The following is a 25,415-nucleotide window of genomic DNA, read 5'->3' as shown; positions in this document are numbered from 1 at the left end:
AAACAAACTGCCGCAAAATGCGGCAGATTCGCAATTCAGCGAAGCGTTACAGTCGACCCAGATCATTGACAAGGGCTAATAACATCACCCCGACCACCAAACTGATACCGATCTGTATCCCCCAACCCTGCACCCGATCCGACAAGGGGCGACCACGCACCCACTCGACCAGATAAAACAACAGATGCCCCCCATCCAATACAGGGATGGGCAGCAAATTCAGAACGCCCAGGCTAATACTCAGATAAGCCAGGAAATTCAGGAAATCCGCGACACCCGACTGGGCAGAAGCGCCCGCCACTTTAGCAATGGTTATCGGTCCACTCAAGTTTTTTACCGAGAGCTCGCCGAACAACATTTTCTTGAGGGATTCGAGGGTCAGCACACTCATGGTCCAGGTGCGTTTTGCACCCTCGCCAATTGCCGCCAACGGCCCGAAACTGACCTCACGCACCATCGATGGCGGCCACTCAGGACTCTTGACGCCAGCGCCCAGGTAACCCCCAGCCGCCTTGGCTTCGCCACGTACCGCCAGGGTCACCGGGACGTCGATTTGAGCACCGTCGCGTTCAACTTTCAGCACAATTTTGGTATCAGGGCGTACACGCACCAGATCGACCACTTGTTGCCATTCTCCCAGCGCCTGGCCATCGAGAGCCAACAAGCGATCACCGGTTTTCAGACCTGCGGCCTGGGCCGGCCCCTTCGGATCCAGCTCAGCGAGCACCGGCGGCAGCGCAGGGCGCCATGGACGGATCCCCAGGGACTTGATCGGATCAGGCTCGTCAGCACCCTTGAGCCAATGGTCCAGGGCCAGCGCGCGCGGGGTCTCGGCGCTGGAGTCCTGCTCACGCACCACGACGTTGACGGTACCGCTCTCGCCCAGTCGACGCACCAACTGCAAATTGACCGCGCCCCACCCGGTGGTAGGCTCGCCATCAATGGAAATAATTTCCTGCCCCGCAACCAAACCAGCCTTGGCCGCGATACTGTCCGCCTCGACCGCACCGATGACCGGACGCACCTGCTCGCTCCCCAGCATAGCCAGGACCCAGAAGAACAGCATTGCCAGCAGGAAGTTGGCGATGGGGCCCGCGGCAACAATGGCAATCCGCTGACGGACCGTCTTGCGATTGAACGATTGGTCCAACTGATCAGCCGGCACTTCCCCTTCGCGTTCATCAAGCATCTTGACGTAGCCACCCAATGGGATGGCCGCAATCACGAACTCGGTGCCAAGACGATCGTGCCAGCGAATCAACGGCATGCCGAAACCGACGGAAAAGCGCAGTACCTTGACGCCGCAACGACGCGCCACCCAGAAGTGGCCGAATTCGTGGAAGGTAACCAGCACACCCAGAGCAACCAGGGTGCCGACGATCATATAAAGCGCACTCATCTAATTTCTCCGCATTCCAATCCAGTGCCTGAAGGCTCAAACGCTCCCACAGACTAACGCGCGTTGCGGACCAACCATTGCTCGGCCAGAACCCGGGCCTTGGTATCCGCTTCGAATACTGCGGCAAGGTCGCTCACCGCTACAACAGGCTCAAGGCTCAAGACGTCCTCGATGATACTCGCGATCTGGGGAAACCGGATGCGCCGTTCGAGAAACGCTGCCACGGCCACCTCATTGGCGGCGTTGAGCATGGCCGGGGCGCTGTTACCCGCATCGGCTGCCTGTCGTGCCAACCGCAGACACGGGAAACGCTGCTCATCCGGCGCCTCGAAGTCCAGACGGGCAATTGCAAACAGATCCAATGGCGCCACGCCCGAATCAATCCGCTCCGGCCAGGCCAGGGCGTTGGCGATCGGCGTACGCATATCGGGGTTGCCCAACTGGGCCAATACTGAGCCATCCACATAGTCGACAAGAGAATGAATCACACTTTGAGGGTGAATCACCACCTCGACCTGCTCCGGCCGCGCATCGAACAACCAGCAGGCCTCGATCAACTCCAGACCCTTGTTCATCATACTGGCCGAATCCACGGAGATTTTGCGCCCCATGGACCAGTTCGGATGGGCGCACGCCTGATCGGGTGACACATGCTCCAACTCCGCCAACGGGGTCTGCCGGAACGGCCCACCGGAAGCAGTCAACAGGATGCGACGCACACCCACCTGGCCAAGGCCGCGGGCGTAGTCACCTGGCATGCATTGGAAGATGGCGTTGTGTTCGCTGTCCAGCGGCAGCAGCACGGCACCGCTTTTACGCACCGCCTGCATAAAGAGCGCGCCGGACATGACCAATGCTTCTTTATTGGCCAACAGGATCTTCTTGCCCGCATCGACGGCCGCCAAGGTCGGACGCAGGCCCGCAGCCCCGACAATCGCGGCCACGACGGTATCCACCTCGGCGTCAGCCGATACCTGGCACAAGCCCTCTTCGCCAACCAGCACCTGCGTAGCCAAGCCAGCAGCCCGCAGCTCATCCTGCAGGCCGCGCGCAGCAGCGGCTTCAGGCACGACCGCAAAGCGCGGCGCATGGCGAACGCACAGCGCCAGCAACTCACTCAAACGGGTGAACCCGGTCAGGGCAAAGACTTGGTAGCGCTCAGGGTGACGAGCAATCACATCCAGCGTGCTCAACCCCACCGAGCCGGTAGCACCCAGCACAGTCACTTGTTGCAGACGGCTCACGAAGCGGTCATCCACAGCAGTACGGCAAAGATCGGGATAGCGGCGGTGAGACTGTCGATACGGTCCAGCACGCCGCCATGACCCGGCAGCAGGTTACTGCTGTCCTTGATCCCGGCCTGACGCTTGAACATGCTTTCGGTGAGGTCGCCCACGACCGAGATAAATACGACGACGGCCGTACCCACCAGAGCCAGGAAAATCCCCTTTGCCGACCAGTCGCGCATAACGCCCACCACGACGGTAATCAGCAGGGTCAAGGCCAGGCCGCCATACACGCCTTCCCAGCTCTTACCAGGACTGACCGCCGGCGCCAGCTTGCGCTTGCCGAACGCGCGACCGGAGAAGTAAGCGCCGATATCAGCACCCCACACCAGCACCATAACCGCCATGATCAACCAGTTGCCCATCGGCGAATTCTTGATCTCCACCAGGCCTTGCCAGGCCGGCAGCAGAATCAGCAAGCCAATGACCAACTTGCTGGCAACGCTGGACCACTGGCCGCTGGTACGCGGATACGTCAGTACCAGATAAGTCGCCAGCACCCACCACAACACCGCCGCGCCCAACACCCAAGGCACCACGATGCTCGACAAGGTGTGCATCAGAAACAGTAACACCGCCACGACAGCGGCATAGGCCACGCGCGGCAACTGCGCACTGAAACCTGCCAGGCGCGCCCATTCCCAGGCACCCAGGGTCACCACCAGGCCGATAAACAGCGCAAAGCCGGAACCGTTGAGCAGGAAAAACCCACACAAGGCAATGGGTAACAGGATCAGTGCTGTGATGATTCGTTGTTTAAGCATTTAAACCCGGGCTCCAGCTTCGATCTGCTCGCTCGTTTTACCAAAGCGCCGCTGACGGGAAGCGAAATCTGCCAGCGCTGTACGCATGGCATCGTGTTTGAAGTCCGGCCAGAACAGGTCGGAGAAGTACAGCTCAGTGTAAGCCAGCTGCCACAAGAGAAAATTGCTGATGCGGTGCTCGCCACCGGTACGGATGCACAAGTCCGGTAACGGCAGATCGCCCGTCACCAGACAGGTTTGCAACAGTTCAGGCGTGATGTCGTCGGGCCGCAGATGGCCGGCCTGCACTTCGCGGGCAAGCCGCTGCGCCGCCTGGGCAATATCCCACTGACCACCGTAATTGGCCGCTATCTGCAACACAAAGCGGTTGGCGCCGGCGGTGATGGCCTCGGCTTCGCGCATGGCGGTCTGCAGCTCCGGGTGGAACCGCGAGCGATCACCGATGATACGCAGGCTGATGTTGTTATCGTTGAGGCGCTTGGCCTCACGACGCAGCGCCTTGAAGAACAAGTCCATCAAGGCGGTGACCTCATCGACCGGACGCTGCCAGTTTTCACTGGAGAAAGCGAACAAGGTCAATACTTCGACCTTGGCCTCAGCGCACACCTCAATCACAGCCCGTACCGCGTCGACACCCGCTTTATGCCCGGCGACACCCGGCATAAAGCGTTTTTTCGCCCAGCGATTATTCCCATCCATGATGATCGCGACATGGCGCGGCACCACTGAGGGTACAGTCTGCTTGGTCTTTTCCATGAAGGCGTCCTGACCCCTTATACGGCCATCAGGTCCTTTTCTTTTTCTTCCGTGGCCTTAGTGATCTGGGCCTCGGCATCTTTGGTCAACTTGTCGATATCGGCAACGGCGCGACGTTCTTCGTCTTCGCTGATTTCCTTGTCCTTGACCAGTTTCTTCAGATCACCCAAGGCGTCACGACGGATGTTGCGCACGGCAACACGGGCGTCTTCGGCGGCACTGCGCGCCTGCTTGGTGAAGCCCTTGCGGGTTTCTTCGGTCAGGGCAGGCATGGAGATCAGCAGCAACTCACCGAGGTTAGTCGGGTTGAGGTTCAGGCCGGCACTCTGGATGGCCTTGTCGACCGCGGCGAGCATGTTGCGCTCGAACGCCACAACTTGCAGGGTGCGCGAGTCTTTAACGGTGATATTGGCCACTTGGGTGATAGAGGTGTCGGTACCGTAGTACGGCACCATCACGCTGCCCAGGATGCTCGGGTGAGCCTTGCCGGTACGAATCTGGCCAAATGCATGGGCCAGAGACTCCAGGGATTTCTGCATACGCTCTTGAGCGTCTTTCTTGATTTCGTTGATCATTGTTGGCCTTCCTCGATCAGAGTCCCTTCTGCGCCGCCGTGTACGATATTCAGCAGGGCGCCGGGCTTGTTCATGTTAAATACGCGCAGCGGCATCTTATGGTCGCGGCACAGGCAAATAGCCGTCAGGTCCATCACGCCCAGCTTGCGATCCAGTACTTCATCGTAGGTCAGATGATCGAACTTCTCGGCATGCGGGTCTTTGAATGGGTCTGCGGTGTACACGCCATCCACCTTGGTGGCCTTGAGCACCACGTCGGCGTCGATCTCGATAGCGCGCAGACACGCCGCAGAATCGGTCGTGAAGAACGGGTTGCCGGTACCGGCAGCGAAGATCACCACTTCTTTGGCGTTCAGGTGACGCATGGCTTTGCGGCGATCATAGTGATCGGTCACGCCTACCATGGAAATAGCCGACATCACGATAGCCGAGATATTGGCACGCTCCAGGGCGTCACGCATGGCCAAAGCGTTCATCACAGTGGCCAGCATGCCCATGTGGTCGCCGGTGACCCGATCCATGCCCGCCGCACTCAGTGCAGCGCCGCGGAACAGGTTGCCGCCACCGATCACCAGGCCGACTTGCACGCCGATTCCGACCAGTTGGCCGACTTCCAGCGCCATGCGGTCGAGCACTTTGGGATCGATCCCGAACTCTTCCGAGCCCATCAGGGCCTCGCCGCTGAGCTTGAGTAGAATGCGTTTATAGCGAGCCTGATAACCACTGCCCTGCTGAGCCATTGCGAATCTCTCCTGCGGCGTATTTTAAAAATTCTTGGCGAGCCGTTTACGGCTTGCGTTCACTCCAGCTGGACGCTTTCACAGCGCCATCGGAACACGGCTTTGTAAGCCAGTTCCGAAGGGAAGCCAAATAAAATCGGCCTGCCCATTTGAAAAGAGGCTGCGCGCGTGAGCGGGCAGCCTCTTTCGGCGACAGTTAAAAACTGTCTTATTGCTTGGCGGCAGCCAGCTGGGCAGCAACTTCTTCAGCGAAGTTGTCGACCGGCTTCTCGATGCCATCACCTACTTTGTAGTAAGTGAAGGAAACGATTTCAGCACCGGCTTTCTTGGCCAGTTCGCCAACCTTGATTTCAGGGTTCTTGACGAACGCCTGCTCAACCAGACTTGCTTCAGCCAGGAACTTGCTGATGCGGCCTTTGATCATGTTTTCAACAATGTTCTCTGGCTTGCCAGCGATCTTGTCAGCATTGAGGCTCAGGAACACGGCTTTTTCGCGCTCGATTGCTTCAGCGGACACTTCCGATGGCAGCAGGAATTCAGGGTTGCTCGCCGCTACGTGCATAGCGATGTCTTTGGCCAGCTCAACGTCGCCGCCTTTCAGAACAACCGCGACACCGATTTTGTTGCCGTGCAGGTAACCGCCAACAACATCACCTTCCACGCGGCTCAAGCGACGGATGTTGACGTTTTCGCCAACCTTGCCGACCAGTACCAGGCGCGCAGCTTCTTGAGCTTCGATCAACGGCTCAACAGCGGTCAGCTTGTCAGCGAAGGCTTTTTCGACGCTTTCAGCAACGAACGCCTTGAAGTCGTCCTGCAGAGCCAGGAAGTCGGTCTGCGAGTTCACTTCCAGCAGAACAGCGGATTTGCCGTCTTCTTTCAGAGCGATCGCGCCTTCAGCAGCTACGTTGCCTGCTTTCTTGGCAGCCTTGATGGCGCCGGAAGCACGCATGTCATCAATGGCTTTTTCGATGTCGCCGTCAGCCTTTTCCAGGGCTTTCTTGCAATCCATCATGCCTTCGCCAGTACGCTCACGCAGTTCTTTAACCAACGCTGCAGTAATTGCTGCCATTTTCAAATTCCTCTTGGATAGGTTTTCAACCATTCCACCCGATCGAACGGGGGATCAATTCTTCCCGAATCTGTGTTGTAGGCCGCTGCACGTTACAAATGATGTAGCTGCGCTGCCGACAAACGGTTTTCGAGGTGGCAAAAAGGGGGCCAAGCCCCCTTTTTGCTTACTGAGTCAACGCCAGGGCGTCAATTACTCAGCTGCGGCTACCGGAGCTTCTTCAACGAACTGCTCGGTACCACCAGCAACGTGGTTACGACCACGGATTACAGCGTCAGCCATCGAACCCATGTACAGCTGGATAGCGCGGATTGCGTCATCGTTGCCTGGGATGATGTAGTCAACGCCTTCCGGGCTGCTGTTGGTATCGACTACGCCGATAACAGGGATGCCCAGCTTGTTGGCTTCGGTGATCGCGATGCGCTCGTGATCAACGTCGATAACGAACAGTGCGTCAGGCAGACCGCCCATGTCCTTGATACCACCCAGGGAACGATCGAGCTTTTCCAGGTCACGGGAGCGCATCAGCGCTTCTTTCTTGGTCAGCTTGGCGAAAGTACCGTCTTCGGCTTGCACTTCAAGGTCACGCAGACGCTTGATGGAAGCACGGATGGTTTTGAAGTTGGTCAGCATGCCGCCCAACCAGCGGTGATCGACGTACGGCGAACCGCAACGTGCTGCTTCTTCAGCAACGATCTTGCCAGCGGAACGCTTGGTGCCGACGAACAGAATCTTGTTTTTGCCCTGGGCCAGACGCTCTACGAAAGTCAGCGCTTCGTTGAACATTGGCAGGGTTTTTTCAAGGTTGATGATGTGGATCTTGTTACGCGCGCCGAAAATGTATTTACCCATTTTCGGGTTCCAGTAACGGGTCTGGTGACCGAAGTGCACACCGGCCTTCAGCATATCGCGCATGTTGACTTGGGACATGATAGTTCCTTAATAAGTCGGGTTTGGCCTCCACGTATCCCAATGACCAACCAGCGGCATCAAGGCCTCCGGCACCCAGGTCATCGTGTCGACACGTGTGTGGATTTAAGCTCTTCGGGGCATCCCCGGAAAGCGGCGCATTTTATACCACACGAAGGGCGAAAACGAAACCCGCAATCACATTTGCAGTGCGCACGTGATCCGTAACCCTTTGAATAGAGCGAATTTAACCCCACTCTATAGAGAGAAGCGATCGTCAGGGGCTCATGGTTTGCAGCCCGCGTCTGTTAGAATCGCGTTTTTTGGGGCTCGTGCGAATCATGCAACCTTTTGTCGCACGCCCGTAAACCGTATTGATTTCAGCGCGTCGCGCTAGAGAGAGCCTGTATGACCGTTAGTTTGAAAACCGCCGAAGACATTGCCGGCATGCGTATCGCCGGCAAACTGGCTGCCGACGTGCTGGAAATGATTGCCGAACACGTCAAGCCCGGCGTCACCACCGAAACCCTGAACCAGATCTGCCATGACTATATAGTCAACGTGCAGGGCGCCATTCCTGCGCCACTGAACTACAAAGGGTTCCCCAAGTCGATCTGCACCTCGGTCAACCACGTGGTGTGCCACGGGATTCCGGGCGACAAGCCGTTGAAGGACGGCGACACCCTGAACATCGACGTCACCGTGATCAAGGACCGCTATTTCGGCGACACCAGCCGCATGTTCCACGTCGGCACCGTGCCGGTCTGGGCCGAGCGCCTGTCCCAGGTCACCCAGGAATGCATGTACAAGGCCATCGAAATCGTCAAACCCGGCTGCCGCCTGGGCGACATCGGTGAAGTGATCCAGAAGCACGCCGAGAAGAACGGTTTCTCGGTCGTGCGCGAATTCTGCGGCCACGGCATCGGCACCGTTTTCCACGAAGAGCCGCAGATTCTGCACTACGGCCGCGCCGGCACCGGCATGGAACTCAAGGCCGGCATGACCTTCACCATCGAGCCGATGATCAACCAGGGCAAGGCCGACACCAAGGTACTCGGCGACGGCTGGACCGCCATCACCAAGGACCGCAAGCTCTCGGCCCAGTGGGAACACACCCTGTTGGTCACCGAAACCGGTTACGAGATCTTCACCCTGCGCGCCGACGACACGATCCCTCGCGTCTCGGCCTGACAGGTTGTTCAGGTTTTCCCATAGCGTGTTGTGACCGACTGACAGATAGAAAGGAAAGCCGATCGATGCCCCAGGTGGATCCCGAACTCTTCGACCGTGGCCAGTTCCAGGCGGAACTGGCTCTGAAGGCAAGCCCCATCGCCGCGTTCAAGAAGGCAATCCGCCAGGCCCGCGAGGTGCTCGACGAGCGCTTTCGCCGCGGCCGGGACATCCGCCGACTGATCGAGGACCGCGCCTGGTTTGTCGACAATATCCTGCAAAAGGCCTGGGAACAGTTCAATTGGAGCGAAGACGCCGATATCGCCCTGGTGGCTGTCGGTGGCTACGGCCGTGGCGAACTGCACCCCTACTCCGACATCGACCTGCTGATCCTGCTGGACAGCGCCGATCATGAGATTTTTCGCGATTCCATCGAGCGTTTTCTCACGCTGTTGTGGGACATCGGCCTGGAAGTCGGCCAGAGCGTGCGCTCGGTTGACGAATGCGCCGAAGAGGCCCGCGCCGACCTCACCGTGATCACCAACCTGATGGAAAGCCGCACCATTGCCGGGCCCGAGCGTTTACGCCAGCGCATGCTCGAGGTCACCAGTACCGCACACATGTGGCCGAGCAAAGACTTCTTCCTGGCCAAGCGCGCCGAGCAGAAGGCGCGTCATCACAAGTACAACGACACCGAATACAACCTGGAGCCCAACGTCAAAGGCTCGCCGGGCGGGCTACGCGACATCCAGACGATTTTGTGGGTAGCCCGTCGCCAATACGGCACCCTGAACCTGCGCGCCCTGGCCGGCGAAGGCTTTCTGGTGGAGAGCGAAAACGCCCTGCTGGCCTCGTCCCAGGAGTTCCTGTGGAAGGTGCGCTACGCCTTGCACATGCTCGCCGGGCGCTCTGAAGACCGCCTGCTGTTTGACCACCAGCGCTCCATAGCCACCCTGCTGGGCTTCGAGGGCGAAGACGCCAAGACCAGCATAGAAAGTTTCATGCAGCAGTATTACCGGGTGGTCATGAGCATTGCCCAGCTCAGCGACCTGATCATCCAGCACTTTGAAGAAGTGATCCTGGCCCCCGACGACGAAGCGCCGCCACAGCCGATCAATGCACGCTTCCAACTGCACGATGGTTACATCGAGGCGCGCAACGACAACGTATTCCGCCGCACGCCGTTCGCCATGCTGGAAATCTTCGTATTGATGGCCCAGCAGCCGGAAATCAAAGGCGTACGTGCCGACACCATCCGCCTGCTGCGGGAACACCGCCACCTGATCGACGATGAGTTTCGCAACGATATTCGCAACACCAGCCTGTTCATCGAACTGTTCAAGTGCAAGATCGGCATACACCGCAACCTGCGCCGCATGAACCGTTACGGGATCCTCGGACGCTACCTGCCGGAATTCGGTTTCATCGTCGGGCAGATGCAGCACGACCTGTTCCACATCTATACGGTGGACGCGCACACGCTGAACCTGATCAAACATCTGCGTAAGCTGCAGTACACCCAGGTGTCAGAGAAATTCCCACTGGCCAGTAAGTTGATGGCCAAGCTACCCAAGCCCGAGCTGATCTACCTGGCCGGCCTGTACCACGACATCGGCAAAGGCCGGCATGGCGACCACTCGGAAGTCGGCGCCGTCGACGCCGAAGCGTTCTGCCAGCGCCATCAGTTGCCTCTGTGGGACAGCCGACTGATCGTCTGGCTGGTGCAGAACCATCTGGTCATGTCGACCACCGCCCAGCGCAAGGACCTGTCGGACCCGCAGGTGATCCACGATTTTGCGCAGATCGTCGGCGATGAAACCCGCCTCGACTACCTGTATGTGCTGACCGTCTCCGACATCAACGCCACCAACCCCACGCTATGGAATTCCTGGCGTGCGAGCCTGTTGCGCCAGCTGTACACCGAAACCAAGCGCGCCCTGCGCCGCGGCCTGGAGAACCCAGTGGACCGCGAAGAGCAGATCCGCCGCACCCAAAGCGCGGCCCTGGATATTCTGGTGCGCGGCGGCAACGACCCGGACGATGTCGAACAGCTGTGGTCGCAACTGGGGGACGATTACTTCCTGCGCCACACCGCCGGCGACGTCGCCTGGCACACTGACGCAATCCTGCAGCAGCCTGTCGATGGCGGCCCGCTGGTACTGATCAAGGAAACCACTCAGCGCGAATTCGAAGGCGGCACGCAGATCTTCATTTATGCGCCCGACCAACACGACTTCTTCGCCGTGACCGTAGCGGCCATGGACCAGCTCAACCTGAACATCCATGACGCGAGGGTGATCACCTCCAGCAGCCAGTTCACCCTCGACACCTACATCGTGCTCGACACCGAAGGCGAGTCCATCGGCGACAACCCGGCGCGGGTGAAAAAGATTCGCGAAGGCCTCACCGAAGCGCTGCGCAATCCGGACGACTACCCGACGATCATCCAGCGTCGGGTGCCGCGCCAACTCAAGCACTTTGCCTTTGCGCCACAGGTGACCATCTCCAACGATGCACAGCGCCCGGTGACCGTCCTGGAGCTGAGTGCGCCGGACCGACCCGGCCTGCTGGCGCGCATAGGGGGGATCTTCCTGGAGTTCGACCTGTCGCTGCAGAACGCCAAGATTGCGACGCTCGGCGAGCGCGTGGAAGACGTGTTCTTCATCACCGACGCCAACAACCAGCCACTGTCCGATCCGGAGCTGTGCCTGCGCTTACAGGCGGCGATCGTGCAGCAGTTGAGCGTGACCCAGGAACCCGGTGTCGAGCTAACTCGCCTGACGATTTGATATCAGGAGCGGCCCACCGCTCCCTTTCCAGTTTTTAACGCCTTGCACGAGATCCACCGATGAACAACGCCCTGAACCAGCTGCAGCCCTACCCGTTCGAGAAACTGCGCGCCCTGCTGGGCAGCGTCACGCCAAACCCGGACAAGCGAGCGATTGCCCTGTCCATCGGCGAGCCCAAGCATACGTCGCCGACGTTCGTGGCCGAAGCGCTGAGCAGCAACCTCGACCAAATGGCGGTGTACCCCACCACCCTGGGCATCCCGGCGCTGCGCGAGGCCATTGGAGCCTGGTGCGAACGTCGCTTCAACGTGCCCAAGGGCTGGCTGGACCCGGCGCGCAATATCCTGCCGGTCAACGGCACCCGTGAAGCGCTGTTCGCCTTCACTCAGACCGTGGTCAACCGTGGCGACGACGCTCTGGTGGTCAGCCCGAACCCGTTCTACCAGATCTACGAAGGTGCGGCGTTCCTGGCAGGGGCCAAACCGCATTACCTGCCGTGCCTGGATGAGAACGGCTTCAACCCGGACTTTGATGCCGTCACCCCGGACATCTGGAAACGCTGCCAGATCCTGTTCCTGTGCTCCCCCGGCAACCCGACCGGCGCATTGATCCCGGTCGACACCCTGAAAAAACTCATCGCCCTGGCCGATGAATATGACTTCGTGATTGCTGCCGACGAGTGCTACAGCGAGCTGTACTTCGATGAACAAACCCCGCCGCCCGGCTTGCTGAGCGCCTGCGTCGAGCTGGGTCGCCAGGACTTCAAGCGCTGCGTGGTATTCCACAGCCTGTCCAAGCGCTCCAACCTGCCCGGCCTGCGCTCCGGTTTTGTGGCCGGCGACGCCGATATCCTCAAGGCCTTCCTGCTGTACCGCACTTACCACGGCTGCGCGATGCCGGTGCAAACCCAGCTCGCCAGCATCGCGGCCTGGCAGGACGAAGCCCACGTACTGGCGAACCGCGACCTGTATCGCGAGAAGTTCGACGCGGTGCTGGCGATCCTCAAGCCGGTGCTGGATGTGCAGCACCCCGACGGTGGCTTTTACCTGTGGCCGAATGTGAATGGCGACGACGCCGCCTTCTGCCGTGACCTGTTCGTGGAAGAACACGTGACCGTAGTGCCCGGCTCGTACCTGTCGCGGGAAGTGGAGGGCTTCAACCCTGGCGCCGGCCGAGTCCGCCTGGCATTGGTTGCACCGTTGGCCGAGTGCGTGGAAGCGGCTGAGCGGATTCGTGCATTTATTCAGCGCAAGTCGTAATCCCTGAAAAACCCGCACTGTGCATTGCAGTGCGGGCGCCCAGTGCGATAGCACAGGGAACCCAATGTCCCGCGCTTGCCACTACTCGGCGTATTCCTCCCAAAGAGTAGACCCTATGCGTGTGACATCCCAAAACTCGGGCACCCCCCCGTCCACCCCGTCCCCCGCCGACAACGAACCGCCAGCCCCTGCCGGCGCCTCACGGGCAAAAAGAGGACTGGCCGACACCCGCAGGCTCTGGCCGCCCGGCGTCATTACGGTTGCCTTGGACCTGCGAGATCAAAAAAGCTCCGCCCTGGTGGTGGATGCCATCCGGGAGTGGGCCCACAACACTCCGGCCCTGCAATTTCGCATCGTCAGCGGCAGAGAGGGTGATATCCGCATTTCAGATGACGAAGGCCTGAAAGGAGACTGGTCCGTGATTGGCACCGACGCGGACAACGTCCCCCTGAGCGAGCCCACGATGCATTTGGACCGCAACGATGACTCGAAGACATTCCGCGCAACGGTTTTGCACGAGTTCGGACATGCCCTGGGACTGCTGCATGAACACCAGAACCCCGAGCACACCATCAACTGGAAAAAAGAGGCTGTCTACAAGGCTTATGCCAGCGACAATTTTCCCAAAGCACTCGTCTATAGCCAGATTCTGGAACTGCCGGTTGGTGATCATCTGGGGGTCACAACCTATGACAGTAAATCCGTCATGCATTACGCGTACCCCGGCTACATCACCCACGACGGCAAAGGTGTCGATGCCAACAACTGGCTTTCTGACGGCGACAAAGCTATCGCACGTAAACTGTACAGACTGACCCGCTGACGCAGTACAACGCCGGCTGGCCGCTATTTCATCACGCCCAGATTCGCCTCACTCATATCCAGATCCGCCAACACTTCGCGCAACACGTCATCACCGATCTGGTGATGACGGCTGAGGCTGTACAACTCCAGGCGCTGGGCACGCAGGGCCTTGAGGCGCAATTTACGCTCAAGCAGGTCCATCTGCTGCGCCAGCGCCTGGGCTTCGGCCGAGTCGTTGAATACGTCCAACTGATGGCGATATTCCGACATCAACCGCGCCTTGAGCTCGGCGGCCAGTGCGGCCTGGGCGGCGTCCGGGGCTTCACTTCCGGCAGGCTCTTCAGCTTCAAGGGCATGGATCGCCGCCACGGCGGTCTTTTTCCAAGCCTCGCGCACTTCGTTGTGGCGTTTTTCATCGGGGCTCTGTTCGATACCGCGCAACAGCAACGGCAAGGCAATGCAGGCCGCCACCAGTGACAACAGGATCACCCCGGCCGCGATAAAGATCAGCAGATCACGCTCGGGGAAAGCCTGGCCCGGCGCCAACAGCAATGGCACCGACATGACACCGGCCAACGTCACCGCACCGCGCACACCGCCGACGGTCAACAGCCAGCAGGAACGGGCAGTCGGCACAAGCGTCAGCTCACTTTTCCCACGCAGGCGCCGCAACAGGCCCGACAGCCGCCAGATGCTCTGCACCCAGATAAAACGCAGTACCACCAGTACCAGGAAGATTGCGACCACATCCAGGCAGCGATACATCAGGGTCGGCCACAGCGTCGGCTCATGGCTGGCCACGGCCTTGATGATGTCCGGCAGCTGCAAGCCCAACAGCAGGAAGATCAGGCCGTTGAACGCAAACTCCAGCAACGACCAGACGCTGCGGTTGAGCAGGCGGGTGCTGGTCTGGCGTGGCAGCAGGTCGAGCCAGCTCTGCATCATGCCGGCGGCCACCGCCGACAGAATGCCCGATGCGCCCAGACGCTCGGCCAGCACATAGGCGGCAAACGGCAACAGCAACATGAACACCACGTGTGTCGCCGGGTCGTCCCAACCGCGGGCGATCATCCAGGCACGCAGCCGGCCGACCAGCCAGCTCAGCGCCACCCCGACGGCCAGGCCGCCCACGGCAACCAACACGAACGTCAGGCTGGCATCCGCCAGGGAAAACACACCGGTCAACGCCGCTGCCAGGGCGAACTTGAAGGTCACCAGGCCCGAGGCATCATTCATCAATGCTTCGCCTTGAAGCATATGCATCAACGGCTTTGGCAGGCGATTCTGGGAAATGGCTGACACCGCCACGGCATCCGTCGGCGACAACACAGCCGCCAGGGCGAAGGCCACCGGCAAGGGGATCGCTGGCAATAGCCAATGGATGAAATAACCGGCGCCGACTACGGTAAACAGCACCAACCCCACCGCCAGCGTCAAGATCGGCCCGCGCAGACGCCACAACTCACGCTTGGGCATGCGCCAACCGTCGGAGAACAGCAAGGGCGGCAGGAACAGAAAGAGGAACAGCTCCGGGTCCAGCGCCACGTGCAAGCCAAGCGAGGGCCAGGCCAACAGTGCGCCGGCGGCAATCTGCACCAGGGGCAACGGCAGCGGGATGACACGCCCGACCAGGCGCGAAACGCTGACCAGCATCAGCAGGATAAGAACGGTGTAAGCGGTTTGCATAAAGCGGGTTTCCCGGACAATCGACTCGCAACAACACACATCAGGCAACAACTGGCCGTTGAAGTGCCATATTACCCGGCTATGTTACCCATCTATGCTGCGCGCTGGCTTTTGCACAAACGTCGCATGACGCGGGACGAACGGCACCCAAACCCGCTGGTCATGGCATAATCCGTAACCTTTCATTTTCATACGTCCAAAAGGGGGCAATTCCTTGACCGCTTCAAGCAAAACCTTGCACCTTTTCGGCATCAAAGCCTGCGACACCATGAAAAAGGCGCGCACCTGGCTCGATGAACACGCTGTGAGCTATGAGTTCCACGACTACAAAACGGCCGGTATCGACCGCGAACACTTGACCCAATGGTGCAATGAGCACGGTTGGCAGGTGGTTTTGAACCGTGCGGGCACCACCTTTCGCAAACTCGAAGACGAACGCAAAGCCGATCTCGATCAGTCGAAAGCCATTGAATTGATGCTCGCACAACCCTCGATGATCAAGCGCCCGGTGCTCGATCTCGGTGACAGAACCCTGATTGGCTTCAAGCCAGAAAGTTATTCGGCGGCCCTCAAGTAGGCCAGCCTTCCATATTTTTAGAGGTAACAGCATGTCCAATTCCCTGTTCAGCCTGGGCTTCGGCGTCGGCACTCAGAACCGCCAAGGTGCTTGGCTGGAAGTGTTTTACGCACAACCGTTGCTTAACCCGTCGGCTGAAATCGTCGCCGCCATTGCGCCGATCCTTGGTTACACCGAGGGCAACCAGGCCATCACCTTCACCGTGACCCAGGCCCTGCAACTGGCTGACGCCCTCAAAGGCGTCGACACCGCCCAGGCTGCTTTGCTGAGCCGTCTGGCCGAAAGCCACACGCCGCTGGTCGCCACCTTGCTGGCCGAAGACGCCGCACTGACCTCCACCCCAGAGGCCTACCTCAAGCTGCATCTGCTGTCCCATCGTCTGGTCAAGCCCCACGGCCTGAACCTGGCCGGTGTGTTCCCGCAACTGCCGAACGTGGCCTGGACCAGCCAGGGCGCGATCGACATCGGCGAATTGGCCGAGCGCCAACTGGAAGCACGCCTGCGTGGCGAGTTGCTGGAAGTGTTCTCGGTGGACAAATTCCCGAAAATGACCGACTACGTGGTCCCGGCCGGCGTGCGTATCGCTGACGCCGCGCGTCTGCGCCTGGGCGCATACGTGGGCGAAGGCACCACCGTGATGCACGAAGGTTTCGTCAACTTCAACGCCGGCACCGAAGGCCCGGGCATGATCGAAGGCCGTGTCTCGGCAGGCGTGTTCGTTGGCAAGGGGTCGGACCTGGGCGGCGGTTGCTCCACCATGGGCACCCTGTCGGGCGGCGGCAACATCGTGATCAAGGTGGGCGAAGGCTGCCTGATCGGCGCCAACGCCGGTATCGGCATCCCGTTGGGCGACCGCAATACCGTGGAGTCGGGCCTGTACGTCACGGCCGGCACCAAAGTTGCCCTGCTCGACGAGCAGAACCAACTGGTCAAAGTGGTCAAGGCGCGTGAGCTGGCCGGCCAGCCGGACCTGTTGTTCCGTCGTAACTCCGAGACCGGTGCCGTGGAGTGCAAAACCCACAAATCGGCCATCGAACTGAACGAAGCGCTGCACGCTCACAACTAAGCAGCCACTCGATGCCACTAGCGAGCCGCGCCCTGCGGGGGGCGGCTCGCTTATACGAGTTTTGAACACCATGCTTGTGCCCTCCCCCTGGCGCGCCGATTTTCCGGCCATCGCCACCCTGCAACGGCAAGACCAGACCTATCTGGACAGCGCCGCCACCACGCAAAAACCCCAAGCCTTGTTGGATGCCATCAGCCATTACTACGCCAATGGCGCAGCCAATGTGCACCGCGCCCAGCATTTGCCGGGGGCTCACGCGACCCAGGCGTTCGAGGACAGCCGCAGCAAGGTCGCGCAGTGGCTCAATGCAGGCGACACCGGGCAAATCGTTTTCACCCACGGCGCGACCTCTGCGCTGAACCTCTTGGCCTATGGCCTTGAGCACTTATTCAATGCGGGCGATGAAATTGTTATCAGCGCCCTGGAACACCACGCCAACCTGCTGCCCTGGCAGCAACTGGCCAAGCGCCGCGCACTCACGCTGGTGGTATTGCCTCTGGATGATGACGGTGTGATTGACTTAAACGCCGCCACCGCGTTGATCGGGCCGCGCACGCGCCTGCTGGCGGTGAGCCAGTTGTCCAACGTGCTCGGCACCTGGCAACCGCTTGAAGCACTGTTGGCCCTGGCCAAAGCCTACGGTGCCCTGAGTGTGATCGATGGCGCCCAAGGCATCGTCCATGGCCGCCACGACGTACAGGCCCTGGGCTGCGATTTCTATGTATTTTCCAGTCACAAGCTCTACGGCCCGGATGGCGTCGGCGTGCTCTACGGGCGCAACGACGGCCTGCACCACCTGCGTCACTGGCAGTTCGGCGGCGAAATGGTGCAGCAGGCGGACTACCACAGCGCAAGCTTTCGCCCCGCGCCATTGGGCTTTGAAGCCGGCACGCCGCCGATTGCCAGCGTGATCGGCTTAGGCGCGAGCCTCGATTACCTGAGCTCACTGGATCAGCAGGCCGTCATCGCCCATGAAGCCGCGCTGCACGACTACCTGTTACGCGGTTTGAAAGCGCGCAACGGCGTGCGCGTGCTGGGCGCACCGCAGGCGGCATTGGTCAGCTTCGTGGTTGAGGGCGTGCATAACGCCGACCTCGCGCACCTGCTGACCGAACAAGGCATTGCCGTACGTGCCGGGCACCACTGCGCGATGCCGCTGCTCAAGGCGCTGCAGTTGTCGGGGGCGATCCGTGTGTCCCTGGCGCTCTACAACGATTCCGACGACCTGGAACGTTTTTTCGAGGCACTGGACCAAGCCCTGGACATGCTGCGATGAGCCTGCCGGTCGACGCAATCGCGGCACTGGAAACCTTCCAGGCCGTCGGCAGTTGGGAACAACGCGCCCGCTTGCTGATGCAATGGGGCGAACGGCTTCCGGTATTGGCGGATGACGACAAGGTCGATGCCAACCTGGTGCAGGGCTGCGAAAGTCTGGTGTGGTTGGTCGGGCGCCTGGAACAGGGTCATTGGCAGTTTGCCGCCAGCAGCGAGGCGCGGATGATTCGGGGCTTGGTGGCCTTGCTGCTGGCGCGGGTCAACGGATTGTCGGCGCCCGAGTTGCAGGCGGTCGACTTGCCTGACTGGTTCAATCAACTCGGGCTTTCACGCCAGCTGTCGCCGTCGCGCAGCAACGGCTTGAATGCCGTCCTGCAGCGCATGCGCGAACTCAGCCACTCGCCACACTGACACTCAGGCGGGCTTGACCCGCTCTGAAGGCCGGCGCACCCCGGCGACAATCTTGTCCACCGCCTTGGTGGCCGCCACCATGCCGAAGGTGGCAGTGACCATCATCACCGCGCCAAAGCCCCCGGCGCAGTCCAGCTTCACCCCGTCGCCAACAAAACTCTTCTGCAGACAGATACTGCCGTCCGGCTTGGGATAGCGCAGTTGCTCGGTGGAAAACACGCACGGCACGCTGTAATGGCGGGTCACCGTGCGCGAGAACCCGTAGTCACGGCGCAGGGTTGAGCGCACTTTCGAGGCCAAGGGATCGTTGAAGGTGCGGTTCAGGTCACACACCTGGATCAACGTCGGATCAATCTGCCCGCCGGCGCCACCGGTGGTGATGATCTGGATCTTGCGGCGCTTGCACCAGGCAATCAGCGCGGCCTTGGCGTTAACCGCGTCGATGCAATCGATCACGCAATCGATATTGGGGGTGATGTACTCAGCCATGGTGTCGCGGGTGACGAAATCCGCCACCGCATGCACCGTGCAGTCCGGGTTGATGCCGCGCAGGCGCTCGGCCATCACCTCGACCTTGGGCTTGCCCACGGTGCTGTCCAGGGCATGCAACTGGCGGTTGCTGTTGCTGACACAGACGTCATCCAGGTCAAACAGCGAAATCTCACCCACCCCGCAACGGGCCATGGCTTCGGCTGCCCAGGAACCTACGCCGCCGACGCCGACGATCGCCACATGGGCCGCTTTCAAGCGTTCCAGGCCTTCAATGCCATACAAACGGGCGACGCCTGCAAACCGCGGATCTTCTGTACTCATGACCATTACCCCAAAAACCGGCGCGCATTATGGACTACGCAGCGACAAGTTCGAAGCGACAAGCTACAAGTAAAGAACTTAGATGGCCTTTCGCTGACTAACGTCCGGCTTTTCTCTGTCCGCTGTACGCTCGGGGAAAGGCCGGTGTAGGATGCGCGCCGTTCGGCGCAGGCCGGCACCTCTTTTCGTTCCACACCTTTTGGAACCCGACATAACCATGGCATCGCGTAAATTTGGACTCAACCTGGTGGTGGTGCTGGCAATTGCCGCGCTGTTCACCGGCTTCTGGGCGCTGATCAACCGCCCGGTCACCGCTCCCAACTGGCCTGAGCAGATATCCGGTTTTTCCTACTCGCCGTTCCAGCAAGGCCAGTACCCACAGAAAAACCAATACCCCAGCGACGAACAGATGCGTCAGGACCTTGCCATCATGAGCAAGCTGACGGACAACATCCGTACCTATTCGGTCGACGGCACCTTGGGCGATATCCCCAAGCTGGCCGAAGAGTTCGGCCTGCGCGTGACCCTGGGCATCTGGATCAGCCCCGACCTGGAACGCAACGAACGCGAGATCCAACGCGCTATCGAAATTGCCAACAACTCGCGCAGTGTCGTGCGAGTGGTGGTGGGTAACGAAGCGCTGTTCCGTGAAGAGATCACCCCAGAGGCACTGATCGTGCTGCTGGACCGGGTGCGCGCCGCCGTAAAAGTGCCGGTGACCACCTCTGAGCAATGGCACATTTGGGAAAAAAACCCACAGTTGGCCAAGCACGTCGACCTGATTGCCGCGCACATCCTGCCGTTCTGGGAATTCATTCCCATGGACAAGGCCGGCCAGTACGTACTCGATCGCGCCAGGGACCTGAAAAAACTGTTCCCGAAAAAGCAATTACTGCTGTCGGAAGTGGGCTGGCCGAGCAACGGACGCATGCGCGGTGGCAACGAAACCTCCCCTGCCGACCAGGCCATTTACCTGCGTACCTTGGTCAATAAGCTCAATCGCCAAGGCTACAACTACTTCGTGATCGAGGCCTTCGATCAGCCGTGGAAAGTCAGCGACGAAGGCTCGGCCGGCGCTTATTGGGGCGTGTTCAACGCCGCGCGCCAGCAGAAATTCAATTTTGAAGGCCCGGTGGTGGCGATCCCGCAATGGCGCGTGCTGGCGATCGGATCGGTCGTGCTTGCGTTGCTGTCGCTGACCCTGTTGATGATCGACGGCTCATCCCTGCGCCAACGTGGCCGTACCTTCCTGACCTTTATCGCGTTCTTGTGCGGTTCGGTGCTGGTGTGGATCGGCTACGACTACAGCCAGCAATACAGCACCTGGTTCAGCGTGACCGTGGGCGTGCTCCTGGCCCTCGGCGCCCTGGGTGTGTTCATCGTGTTGCTGACCGAAGCCCACGAACTGGCCGAAGCCGTGTGGACCCACAAGCGTCGACGTGAATTCCTGCCGGTCGAAGGGGATTCGGACTACCGCCCGAAAGTGTCGATCCACGTGCCCTGCTACAACGAGCCACCCGAGATGGTCAAACAGACCCTCGACGCCCTGGCTGCCCTGGATTACCCGGACTACGAAGTCCTGATCATCGACAACAACACCAAAGACCCGGCGGTATGGGAACCGGTGCGTGACTACTGCGAAACCCTGGGTCCGCGCTTCAAGTTCTTCCACGTCGCGCCCCTGGCCGGTTTCAAGGGCGGCGCGCTGAACTACCTGCTTCCGCATACGGCCAAGGATGCTGAAGTGATCGCCGTGATCGACTCGGACTACTGCGTGTCGCCGAACTGGCTCAAGCACATGGTGCCGCACTTCGCCGACCCGAAAATCGCCGTGGTGCAGTCGCCCCAGGACTACCGCGACCAGAACGAAAGCACCTTCAAGAAGCTCTGCTACGCGGAATACAAAGGCTTCTTCCATATCGGCATGGTCACCCGTAACGACCGCGACGCGATCATCCAGCACGGCACCATGACCATGACCCGCCGCTCGGTGCTTGAAGAGCTGGGCTGGGCCGACTGGTGTATCTGTGAAGACGCGGAACTGGGCCTGCGCGTGTTCGAGAAAGGTCTGTCGGCCGCGTATTACCACGACAGCTACGGCAAGGGCTTGATGCCGGATACCTTTATCGACTTCAAGAAGCAGCGTTTCCGTTGGGCCTATGGCGCGATCCAGATCATCAAGCGTCACACGGCCAGCCTGCTGCGCGGCAAGGACACAGAGCTGACCCGTGGTCAGCGTTACCACTTCCTCGCGGGCTGGTTGCCGTGGGTGGCGGACGGCATGAATATCTTCTTCACCGTCGGCGCACTGTTGTGGTCGGCGGCGATGATCATCGTGCCAACCCGGGTCGACCCGCCGCTGCTGATTTTCGCGATTCCGCCGTTGGCGTTGTTCGTGTTCAAGGTGGGCAAGATCATCTTCCTGTACCGCCGTGCGGTAGGCGTCAACCTCAAGGACGCGTTCTGCGCGGCCCTGGCCGGCCTGGCGCTGTCCCACACCATCGCCAAAGCGGTGCTGTATGGCTTCTTCACCAGCAGCATTCCGTTCTTCCGTACACCGAAAAACGCCGACAACCACGGCTTCTGGGTGGCCATTTCCGAAGCCCGCGAAGAAATGTTCATCATGCTGCTGTTGTGGGGCGCGGCGCTGGGGATCTACCTGGTGCAGGGCCTGCCGAGCAATGACATGCGCTTCTGGGTGGTGATGCTGCTGGTGCAATCGCTCCCGTACGTGGCGGCGCTGGTCATGGCGTTCCTCTCGTCGTTGCCTAAACCGGCAGTGGCGGTGGAGCCTGCAAGCACTGTGTAAAAACTTGCGCAATGCACTAAACGGCGGCCTCTGGTCGCCGTTTTGCTATAAGATAACGGCCGTTTTGTGCGCCTTGCCTGCTCATCTATAAAGCTGTGGAGTTTCCCCCATGACGGCCCATGCCGACCTTTCGCCGACCCTTCAACTTGCCATCGACTTGATCCGTCGCCCCTCGGTCACGCCGATCGATGCCGATTGCCAGAAGCTGATGATGCAGCGCCTGGGCGACGCTGGTTTTGCGCTGGAGCCGATGCGCATCGAAGACGTGGACAACTTCTGGGCCACCCACGGCAAGCATGAAGGCCCGGTGCTGTGCTTTGCCGGCCACACCGACGTGGTGCCGACCGGCCCGGTGCAGGCCTGGCAGAACGACCCGTTCGACGCGCTGATCGACGAAAACGGCATGCTCTGCGGGCGCGGCGCCGCCGATATGAAAGGCAGCCTGGCCGCCATGCTGGTGGCGTCGGAGCGTTTCGTTGCCGACTACCCGGACCACAAGGGTTCGGTCGCCTTCCTGATCACCAGCGATGAAGAAGGCCCGGCGCACCACGGCACCAAAGCCGTGATCGAACGCCTGGCCGCACGCAAAGAGCGTCTGGACTGGTGCATCGTCGGCGAACCGTCGAGCACCACGCTGGTGGGTGACGTGGTCAAGAACGGCCGTCGCGGCTCCCTCGGCGCCACGCTGACCGTGCGCGGTGTACAGGGCCACGTGGCCTACCCGCACCTGGCGAAGAACCCGATCCATCTGGCAGCCCCCGCCCTGGCCGAACTGGCTGCCGAACATTGGGACGACGGCAACACGTTCTTCCCACCGACCAGTTTCCAGATCTCCAATCTCAATGCCGGCACTGGCGCCACCAACGTGATTCCCGGTGACCTGACCGCGGTGTTCAATTTCCGTTTCTCCACCGAATCCACCGTCGAAGGCCTGCAACAGCGGGTCGCGGCGATTCTCGACAAACACGGCCTGGACTGGCACGTGGAATGGGCGCTGTCGGGCCTGCCGTTCCTCACCGAACCCGGCGCGCTGCTCGATGCCGTGTCCGCCAGCATCAAGGCGATCACCGGTCGCGAGACCCAAGCGTCCACCAGCGGCGGCACTTCGGACGGTCGTTTCATCGCCACCCTCGGCACCCAGGTGGTCGAACTGGGCCCGGTCAACGCAACGATCCATCAGGTCAACGAGCGCATCCTCGCCAGCGACCTCGACGTGCTGACCGACATCTACTACCAAACCCTGATCAAGTTGCTCGCCTGATGCTCGCGTGCCCCATTTGCAGCGCTCCGCTCAATGCGGTGGACAATGGCGTGGCGTGCCCGGCCGGGCACCGCTTCGACCGCGCGCGCCAGGGTTACCTGAACCTGTTGCCGGTGCAGCACAAGAACAGCCGCGATCCGGGTGACAACCTGGCCATGGTCGAGGCGCGCCGCGACTTCCTCAACGCCGGGCACTACGCCCCCGTGGCCAGACGCCTGGCAGAACTGGCGGCCGAGCGCGCGCCGCAGCGCTGGGTCGACATCGGTTGTGGCGAGGGTTACTACACTGCCCAAATAGCCGACGCCCTGCCCCACGCCGACGGCTACGCGCTGGACATCTCCAAGGAAGCGGTCAAGCGCGCCTGCAAGCGCAAGCCGGCGCTGACCTGGTTGATCGCCAGCATGGCCCGCGTACCGTTGGCCGATGCCAGCTGCCAGTTCCTGGCCAGCGTCTTCAGTCCGTTGGACTGGCTGGAGGCCAAGCGCCTGCTCAGCCCTGGCGGCGGCTTGATGAAGGTCGGCCCCACCAGCGGCCATCTGATGGAACTGCGCGAACGCCTGTACGACGAGGTGCGCGAATACACCGACGACAAGCACCTGGCCCTGGTCCCCGAAGGCATGAGCCTGGCCCACAGCGAAACCCTGACGTTCACATTGAGCCTGGCCGAGCCTCAGGACCGTGCCAACCTATTGGCGATGACACCGCACGGCTGGCGCGCCAGCGCCGAACGGCGCGCCGAGGTGATCGAAGCCGCTGAGCCGCTGCAGGTCACCGTATCGATGCGCTACGACTATTTCGTGCTTCAATAAGCGACTTTTAAGCATCCGCGAATGGATTTTCGAATCCCGCAACGAGGAACATCCATGCGCCAACCCGATATCGAGATTTACCTGAAGGACGCTGACGTCGACTACAAGGCCATCGCCGCCTGGCTGGCCCAAGCGCTCGGCTCGTGCACCGACTGGGTACAGAAGGGCCAGACCTACAAGTGCAAGGCCGGCAACGTGCCCGTGACCTGGCTGCCCAAAGCCGTCGGCAAATGGAACAGCCTGTACCTGGAGAGCGACCAGACGCCGTGGGACGACGACATCGCCTGCGCCCGCGCCGCATTTGCCGCGCTGAACGTGGAAGTGCGCTGCGCGCCGGGGACGTGGGTCGAGGAAGAAGGCGAGGAAAGTGCCGACACCTGGATTCGGATCAGTGCGGACGGCGAAGAGCAGATTACCTGGAAGACACATTAATTAAGGAACGTGGCACAAACATCAATGACACCCCTGCATTGTTGGGAGGGGGTTATAACAACCCTTGTCGATTCGCTTCATACCAAACAAAGGGTGATAGCTTCTTGAAGGTCTTCTGGTGTTTGTGCTCCGTATACTCCTGATAGTGTCGTGCCCTGGCGGCCTTGAGTTCAGGTGCATTTAGCTTCAGGCGAGTCATCGTTCTGCGAGCGTGTTTCTTGTGCAACGTAGCCAGCGCAGGATTGACTCGAATATTTCCCTTCGCCAAGTTCAGGAAAAATGTATTCGGTGTGAGTCCGATAGGGTCCAGCACACTATGCGCGCCCTTGCTCCGATTCGCGCCCAAGCAGGAAAGACGGTAGTTATCCCACTCATAGGCGTCCCCCGCCCGAGTCGACTTCGCAATGAAATGGTCTGTTGAACTCGCCCCAGTACTCCACTCAAAGTAAATAGCCAGATAGGCGCACGTACCCGAATACGCCTTCCACAATTGGAGGTTGGAGTGCGCCCAATACCTAGGTAATTTTGAAGCTTTAGGAGGGGCACTATTCAGATGGATATTATGCTTGGCCAACCAGGCCAAGCCTTTTTGACGAACCTCCACATTGAAGTCGTTAGGCTCGGGGTGTAGTGGTCAACTAATCCCGGACACGACGTTAAGTTTTTTTTCGGCCTGAGCCGGTGGCAGCCCACCATTAAATTGGTGCGGTCGAATCCAGTTGTATCGGTGCATCAAAAAATGGCTGATATCCC

General features: G+C 60.3%; 22 protein-coding genes. 12 read left to right on the top strand and 10 right to left on the bottom strand.

The genetic code is table 11. From position 1 onward, the window contains the following. Positions 1-46: 46 nt before the first annotated feature. From rseP to rpsB, 8 genes are all read right to left on the bottom strand, one after another. Positions 47-1,399 carry a sigma E protease regulator RseP gene (gene rseP, locus KZX66_RS24430; protein ID WP_248083795.1) on the bottom strand — a complete coding sequence of 451 codons (1,353 nt, stop codon included), beginning with the start codon at positions 1,397-1,399 and terminating at the stop codon, positions 47-49. A 53-nt stretch (positions 1,400-1,452) separates the two neighbouring features. Further along, positions 1,453-2,643 carry a 1-deoxy-D-xylulose-5-phosphate reductoisomerase gene (gene ispC, locus KZX66_RS24425; protein WP_248083794.1) on the bottom strand — a complete coding sequence of 397 codons (1,191 nt, stop codon included), beginning with the start codon at positions 2,641-2,643 and terminating at the stop codon, positions 1,453-1,455. Further along, a complete protein-coding gene (locus KZX66_RS24420) occupies positions 2,640-3,449 on the bottom strand; it encodes a phosphatidate cytidylyltransferase (protein ID WP_248083793.1) in 810 nt (269 codons plus the stop codon). Before KZX66_RS24420 ends, ispC begins: the two co-directional genes overlap by 4 nt. Then, positions 3,450-4,205 (bottom strand): polyprenyl diphosphate synthase, encoded by a 756-nt coding sequence (uppS, locus tag KZX66_RS24415; RefSeq protein WP_248083792.1) that lies wholly within the window; start codon positions 4,203-4,205, stop codon positions 3,450-3,452. 17 nt (positions 4,206-4,222) lie between these two features. Next, a complete protein-coding gene (gene frr / locus KZX66_RS24410) occupies positions 4,223-4,780 on the bottom strand; it encodes a ribosome recycling factor (protein WP_169368370.1) in 558 nt (185 codons plus the stop codon). Beyond that, a complete protein-coding gene (gene pyrH / locus KZX66_RS24405; RefSeq protein ID WP_003172271.1) occupies positions 4,777-5,520 on the bottom strand; it encodes a UMP kinase in 744 nt (247 codons plus the stop codon). The genes frr and pyrH overlap by 4 nt, the downstream gene beginning before the upstream one ends. Before the next feature lie 208 nt (positions 5,521-5,728). Next, on the bottom strand, positions 5,729-6,592 hold the full coding sequence (tsf, locus tag KZX66_RS24400; RefSeq protein WP_248083791.1) for a translation elongation factor Ts: 864 nt from the start codon (positions 6,590-6,592) through the stop codon (positions 5,729-5,731). Between the two features lie 192 nt (positions 6,593-6,784). Further along, the gene (gene rpsB, locus KZX66_RS24395; RefSeq protein ID WP_003189158.1) at positions 6,785-7,522 is read right to left on the bottom strand and encodes a 30S ribosomal protein S2; all 738 of its coding nucleotides are present in this window, start codon (positions 7,520-7,522) and stop codon (positions 6,785-6,787) included. A gap of 387 nt (positions 7,523-7,909) precedes the next feature. Between rpsB and map the strand changes: the two genes are divergently transcribed. The 4 genes from map (at position 7,910) to KZX66_RS24375 (ending at position 13,542) form a co-directional block, all read left to right on the top strand. Beyond that, a complete protein-coding gene (map, locus tag KZX66_RS24390) occupies positions 7,910-8,692 on the top strand; it encodes a type I methionyl aminopeptidase (RefSeq protein ID WP_012722594.1) in 783 nt (260 codons plus the stop codon). Positions 8,693-8,757: 65 nt separating this feature from the next. Then, positions 8,758-11,460 carry a [protein-PII] uridylyltransferase gene (locus tag KZX66_RS24385; RefSeq protein ID WP_248083790.1) on the top strand — a complete coding sequence of 901 codons (2,703 nt, stop codon included), beginning with the start codon at positions 8,758-8,760 and terminating at the stop codon, positions 11,458-11,460. Between the two features lie 59 nt (positions 11,461-11,519). Further along, the gene (dapC, locus tag KZX66_RS24380) at positions 11,520-12,719 is read left to right on the top strand and encodes a succinyldiaminopimelate transaminase (RefSeq protein ID WP_248083789.1); all 1,200 of its coding nucleotides are present in this window, start codon (positions 11,520-11,522) and stop codon (positions 12,717-12,719) included. A 115-nt stretch (positions 12,720-12,834) separates the two neighbouring features. Continuing rightward, on the top strand, positions 12,835-13,542 hold the full coding sequence (locus KZX66_RS24375) for a M12 family metallopeptidase (protein ID WP_248083788.1): 708 nt from the start codon (positions 12,835-12,837) through the stop codon (positions 13,540-13,542). A 23-nt stretch (positions 13,543-13,565) separates the two neighbouring features. On the opposite strand, the gene KZX66_RS24370 is transcribed toward KZX66_RS24375, so the two are convergent. Further along, the gene (locus tag KZX66_RS24370) at positions 13,566-15,209 is read right to left on the bottom strand and encodes a Na+/H+ antiporter (protein WP_248083787.1); all 1,644 of its coding nucleotides are present in this window, start codon (positions 15,207-15,209) and stop codon (positions 13,566-13,568) included. 214 nt (positions 15,210-15,423) lie between these two features. Between KZX66_RS24370 and KZX66_RS24365 the strand changes: the two genes are divergently transcribed. The 4 genes from KZX66_RS24365 (at position 15,424) to KZX66_RS24350 (ending at position 18,538) form a co-directional block, all read left to right on the top strand. Continuing rightward, positions 15,424-15,786 carry an ArsC family reductase gene (locus tag KZX66_RS24365; RefSeq protein WP_017529704.1) on the top strand — a complete coding sequence of 121 codons (363 nt, stop codon included), beginning with the start codon at positions 15,424-15,426 and terminating at the stop codon, positions 15,784-15,786. Positions 15,787-15,817: 31 nt separating this feature from the next. Continuing rightward, entirely contained in the window at positions 15,818-16,852 is a 1,035-nt protein-coding gene (gene dapD, locus KZX66_RS24360) for a 2,3,4,5-tetrahydropyridine-2,6-dicarboxylate N-succinyltransferase (protein ID WP_248083786.1), read from the top strand. A 70-nt stretch (positions 16,853-16,922) separates the two neighbouring features. Further along, positions 16,923-18,128, top strand: a complete 1,206-nt coding sequence (locus KZX66_RS24355; protein ID WP_248083785.1) for a cysteine desulfurase — start codon at positions 16,923-16,925, stop codon at positions 18,126-18,128. Next, positions 18,125-18,538: a SufE family protein gene (locus KZX66_RS24350; protein ID WP_248083784.1), complete on the top strand. Its 414-nt coding sequence runs from the start codon at positions 18,125-18,127 to the stop codon at positions 18,536-18,538. Before KZX66_RS24355 ends, KZX66_RS24350 begins: the two co-directional genes overlap by 4 nt. A gap of 3 nt (positions 18,539-18,541) precedes the next feature. On the opposite strand, the gene tcdA is transcribed toward KZX66_RS24350, so the two are convergent. Continuing rightward, positions 18,542-19,357 (bottom strand): tRNA cyclic N6-threonylcarbamoyladenosine(37) synthase TcdA, encoded by an 816-nt coding sequence (gene tcdA, locus KZX66_RS24345; protein WP_032891671.1) that lies wholly within the window; start codon positions 19,355-19,357, stop codon positions 18,542-18,544. A gap of 211 nt (positions 19,358-19,568) precedes the next feature. On the opposite strand from tcdA, the gene KZX66_RS24340 reads away from it, so the two are divergent. The 4 genes from KZX66_RS24340 to KZX66_RS24325 all read left to right on the top strand — a co-directional run bounded on the left by KZX66_RS24340 (position 19,569) and on the right by KZX66_RS24325 (position 24,662). After that, positions 19,569-22,160, top strand: coding sequence for a glycosyltransferase (locus KZX66_RS24340; protein WP_248083783.1), 2,592 nt, complete (start codon positions 19,569-19,571; stop codon positions 22,158-22,160). Between the two features lie 109 nt (positions 22,161-22,269). Next, on the top strand, positions 22,270-23,421 hold the full coding sequence (dapE, locus tag KZX66_RS24335; protein ID WP_248083782.1) for a succinyl-diaminopimelate desuccinylase: 1,152 nt from the start codon (positions 22,270-22,272) through the stop codon (positions 23,419-23,421). After that, positions 23,421-24,230 carry a putative RNA methyltransferase gene (locus KZX66_RS24330; protein ID WP_248083781.1) on the top strand — a complete coding sequence of 270 codons (810 nt, stop codon included), beginning with the start codon at positions 23,421-23,423 and terminating at the stop codon, positions 24,228-24,230. The genes dapE and KZX66_RS24330 overlap by 1 nt, the downstream gene beginning before the upstream one ends. 54 nt (positions 24,231-24,284) lie before the next feature. After that, positions 24,285-24,662, top strand: a complete 378-nt coding sequence (locus KZX66_RS24325) for a hypothetical protein (RefSeq protein WP_248083780.1) — start codon at positions 24,285-24,287, stop codon at positions 24,660-24,662. Positions 24,663-25,415: the final 753 nt, after the last annotated feature.

It is taken from the genome of Pseudomonas sp. EYE_354 (assembly GCF_023148575.1).
GTDB lineage: Bacteria > Pseudomonadota > Gammaproteobacteria > Pseudomonadales > Pseudomonadaceae > Aquipseudomonas.
Note: the sequence above shows the minus strand (reverse complement) of the source record. Positions and strands in the feature narration are given on the sequence as shown.

Excerpts from the sequence above, each read along its gene's own strand:
- KZX66_RS24325 (WP_248083780.1), top strand. The coding sequence starts at position 24,285 with ATGCGCCAACCCGATATCGAGATTTACCTGAAGGACGCTGACGTCGAC.
- KZX66_RS24370 (WP_248083787.1), bottom strand. The coding sequence starts at position 15,209 with ATGCAAACCGCTTACACCGTTCTTATCCTGCTGATGCTGGTCAGCGTT.
- KZX66_RS24385 (WP_248083790.1), top strand. The coding sequence starts at position 8,758 with ATGCCCCAGGTGGATCCCGAACTCTTCGACCGTGGCCAGTTCCAGGCG.
- rseP (WP_248083795.1), bottom strand. The coding sequence starts at position 1,399 with ATGAGTGCGCTTTATATGATCGTCGGCACCCTGGTTGCTCTGGGTGTG.
- frr (WP_169368370.1), bottom strand. The coding sequence starts at position 4,780 with ATGATCAACGAAATCAAGAAAGACGCTCAAGAGCGTATGCAGAAATCC.
- KZX66_RS24330 (WP_248083781.1), top strand. The coding sequence starts at position 23,421 with ATGCTCGCGTGCCCCATTTGCAGCGCTCCGCTCAATGCGGTGGACAAT.
- KZX66_RS24375 (WP_248083788.1), top strand. The coding sequence starts at position 12,835 with ATGCGTGTGACATCCCAAAACTCGGGCACCCCCCCGTCCACCCCGTCC.
- KZX66_RS24350 (WP_248083784.1), top strand. The coding sequence starts at position 18,125 with ATGAGCCTGCCGGTCGACGCAATCGCGGCACTGGAAACCTTCCAGGCC.
- dapC (WP_248083789.1), top strand. The coding sequence starts at position 11,520 with ATGAACAACGCCCTGAACCAGCTGCAGCCCTACCCGTTCGAGAAACTG.
- KZX66_RS24340 (WP_248083783.1), top strand. The coding sequence starts at position 19,569 with ATGGCATCGCGTAAATTTGGACTCAACCTGGTGGTGGTGCTGGCAATT.
- pyrH (WP_003172271.1), bottom strand. The coding sequence starts at position 5,520 with ATGGCTCAGCAGGGCAGTGGTTATCAGGCTCGCTATAAACGCATTCTA.
- KZX66_RS24420 (WP_248083793.1), bottom strand. The coding sequence starts at position 3,449 with ATGCTTAAACAACGAATCATCACAGCACTGATCCTGTTACCCATTGCC.
- KZX66_RS24355 (WP_248083785.1), top strand. The coding sequence starts at position 16,923 with ATGCTTGTGCCCTCCCCCTGGCGCGCCGATTTTCCGGCCATCGCCACC.
- uppS (WP_248083792.1), bottom strand. The coding sequence starts at position 4,205 with ATGGAAAAGACCAAGCAGACTGTACCCTCAGTGGTGCCGCGCCATGTC.
- rpsB (WP_003189158.1), bottom strand. The coding sequence starts at position 7,522 with ATGTCCCAAGTCAACATGCGCGATATGCTGAAGGCCGGTGTGCACTTC.
- dapD (WP_248083786.1), top strand. The coding sequence starts at position 15,818 with ATGTCCAATTCCCTGTTCAGCCTGGGCTTCGGCGTCGGCACTCAGAAC.
- dapE (WP_248083782.1), top strand. The coding sequence starts at position 22,270 with ATGACGGCCCATGCCGACCTTTCGCCGACCCTTCAACTTGCCATCGAC.
- map (WP_012722594.1), top strand. The coding sequence starts at position 7,910 with ATGACCGTTAGTTTGAAAACCGCCGAAGACATTGCCGGCATGCGTATC.
- tcdA (WP_032891671.1), bottom strand. The coding sequence starts at position 19,357 with ATGGTCATGAGTACAGAAGATCCGCGGTTTGCAGGCGTCGCCCGTTTG.
- tsf (WP_248083791.1), bottom strand. The coding sequence starts at position 6,592 with ATGGCAGCAATTACTGCAGCGTTGGTTAAAGAACTGCGTGAGCGTACT.